The organism is Corynebacterium gottingense (genome assembly GCF_003693265.1).
GTDB lineage: Bacteria > Actinomycetota > Actinomycetes > Mycobacteriales > Mycobacteriaceae > Corynebacterium > Corynebacterium gottingense.
In genome coordinates this window covers 1-2,939 of record NZ_RDRE01000066.1, presented here as the reverse complement: position 1 = coordinate 2,939, position 2,939 = coordinate 1, and the positions used below count along the sequence as shown (strand labels likewise).

1 protein-coding gene and 2 pseudogenes are annotated in these 2,939 nt (G+C 58.5%); all 3 read left to right on the top strand.

Annotated elements, in window-relative coordinates:
- Positions 1 to 701: 701 nt before the first annotated feature.
- Positions 702 to 1,510, top strand: a pseudogene (locus tag EAW56_RS11395) (IS3 family transposase); the annotation flags it as partial.
- A 49-nt stretch (positions 1,511 to 1,559) separates the two neighbouring features.
- Positions 1,560 to 2,782, top strand: a protein-coding gene (locus EAW56_RS11390; RefSeq protein ID WP_122086656.1) for an IS3-like element IS3501 family transposase whose coding sequence is annotated in 2 segments (ribosomal slippage) — positions 1,560 to 1,836 and positions 1,836 to 2,782 — 1,224 coding nt in all. Because the reading frame shifts where the segments join, the coding sequence is not laid out codon by codon here.
- 19 nt (positions 2,783 to 2,801) lie between these two features.
- Positions 2,802 to 2,939 (top strand): annotated as a pseudogene (locus tag EAW56_RS11385) (IS30 family transposase); the annotation flags it as partial.

The window sequence follows — 2,939 nt, the reverse complement described above, 5'->3', positions numbered from 1 at the left end:
GGATTCATCATCCTCATGCTGCTCACCATAGTTGCAGCTGTACTGGTTAATCGCGTCAAAAACAGTCATCAAGAATAACCAGGAAGTAAAGTCGTCTGCCCGACGCTGCCCCGACTTCTACTCTGCGGTGGCGGGGTGTTCGCCGGCTCGGGGTGGCCTTCGTCTGGCTCGGTGTTTCGGTGGGGTGTGGTGTCGGGTGTTTGACGAGAAGACCATGTGTTTGATGGCAGCTGTGTGTTGGACGAGAAGGGGGTGACGAATTCACGGACCTCGTCTCGCATCTTCGTCACGGAGATCTCGTCAAACAGCCGCCCTACTGACTGCACGCGGGGTTGGGCGGTGCGCCAGCACGCGTGAATCGGGGGGCAGCAGCAACGCCGGGCGATCATGCGGAGAGGATAACCGCGAAGCCTTTGCCCGGGTATTCAACCGGGTGGCGCTCTGCGGCGACAGCGTAGGCACCACGGCGGTCCACGCTCCCCATTTACTCTGCGGCCGCAGAGTCTTGCGGAACGGTGCCAGGTGTGTGGGTGCGGTGGTTGTGAGACTTCGGCGCGGGCTGCGTTATATGGAGCTAGCTCCATTTGTACGGTTGCGCCGGTAAATACCCTGGTCGCATCCGTCTTGTGGCCGCAGATGGAGCTAGCGCCATGAAGCGTCCTGGGTTTAGTTCCTACCTCTGCTAAGGAAGGATTGGCACTATGCCCAGAAAGTATTCCGCCGAATTCAAGGAGAAGGCGGTCCATCAAGTCCTAGAGATGGTCCGTCTGGAATCCTGCTCACGGCAACGCGCGTACGAGGAAGTCGGAGAGCTCCTTGGCGTGTCCCACCACACGTTACGCGCCTGGTACCGTGACAGCGTCGCCCATGAGCAGACGGCACCAACAGGTGGCGAAACCATGGAAGAAGAGCTCAAACGGCTACGCCGGGAAAACCGCGAGCTGAAACGAGCCAACGGAATCCTCAAGACTGCCTCGGCTTTTTTCGCGGCGGAACTCGACCGACCCACGACCAGATGATCTCCTACATCGACGAGTACAAGGAGCAATTTGGGGTCGAGGCCATCTGCCGTGTTCTGAAACAAGCAGACCGTGGATTCATCACCTCCCGCGGCTACCGTAACGCCACCACCCGCGCCCCGAGTGCGAGGGCCTTAAGCGATAGCCTGCTTATCCCAGAGATTCAGCGCGTCCATGCGGAAAACTTCTCGGTCTACGGCATCCGCAAGATGTGGCACGCCATGAACCGTGAGGGCTTTCATATCGGCCGCGACAAGACCGCACGCCTGATGAAACTTGCAGGTGTGTCTGGTCGACGACGTGGACGCACCCCGGCGACCACGATCAGCCCTAAGGTGCCGGATCATCGTCCGGATCTTGTGCAGCGAAACTTCCGGGCCACAGCACCTGGGCGACTTTGGGTCGCCGACATTACCTATGTTCGCACCCTGTCAGGATTCGCCTACACCGCGTTTGTCATTGACGTCTACAGCCGCAAAATAGTCGGTGTTGAAGCGTCCTGGGTTTAGTTCCTACCTCTGCTAAGGAAGGATTGGCACTATGCCCAGAAAGTATTCCGCCGAATTCAAGGAGAAGGCGGTCCATCAAGTCCTAGAGATGGTCCGTCTGGAGTCCTGCTCACGGCAACGCGCGTACGAGGAAGTCGGGGAGCTTCTTGGCGTGTCCCACCACACGTTACGCGCCTGGTACCGTGACAGCGTCGCCCATGAGCAGACGGCACCAACAGGTGGCGAAACCATGGAAGAAGAGCTCAAACGGCTACGCCGGGAAAACCGCGAGCTGAAACGAGCCAACGGAATCCTCAAGACTGCCTCGGCTTTTTTCGCGGCGGAACTCGACCGACCCACGACCAGATGATCTCCTACATCGACGAGTACAAGGAGCAATTTGGGGTCGAGGCCATCTGCCGTGTTCTGAAACAAGCAGACCGTGGATTCATCACCTCACGTGGCTACCGCAAAGCCACCACCCGCGCCCCGAGTGCGAGGGCCTTAAGCGATAGCCTGCTTATCCCAGAGATTCAGCGCGTCCATGCGGAAAACTTTTCGGTCTACGGCATCCGCAAGATGTGGCACGCCATGAACCGTGAGGGCTTTCATATCGGCCGCGACAAGACCGCACGCCTGATGAAACTTGCAGGTGTGTCTGGTCGACGACGTGGACGCACCCCGGTGACCACGATCAGCCCTAAGGTGCCGGATCATCGTCCGGATCTTGTGCAACGAAACTTCCGGGCCACAGCGCCTGGGCGACTTTGGGTCGCCGACATTACCTATGTTCGCACCCTGTCAGGATTCGCCTACACCGCGTTTGTCATTGACGTCTACAGCCGCAAAATAGTCGGTGTTGCCACCCGATCTACGATGCGCACTGATGCGCTGCCGATGGAGGCACTGGAACATGCGTTAACGACTGCTGGTCGAATCCACGGCGACCAGCTGATACACCACAGTGACCGGGGAAGTCAGTACGTGTCACTGAAGTACTCCACTGCTTTGGCCGAAGCCGAGATCCGGCCGAGTGTCGGCACAGTCGGCGATTCCTACGACAATGCGCTGGCCGAGACCGTCAACGGTCTCTACAAGGCGGAACTGATTCATGCCCAGGGCCCGTGGACATCAGTAGGAGAAGTCGAGCTAGCCACCCTGCGGTGGGTGCACTGGTGGAACACCAAACGTCTTCACGAGGCGTTGGACTACGCCACCCCACAAGAAGTAGAAACCGAGTACTATCTCACCGAGCCCATCAACACAGGGCCGTAAAAGAAGCGGAACCAAACCCAGGACGCTTCATTACACCCTGCTTGGACACCTTCCCGATGAGCACAGTTCACACACCGTGGTCGCAACCCTGCAGGACATGGTCAAAGACCTCAACACCGAGCAGCTAAAGACCATCACATGGGACCAAGGCGCAGAA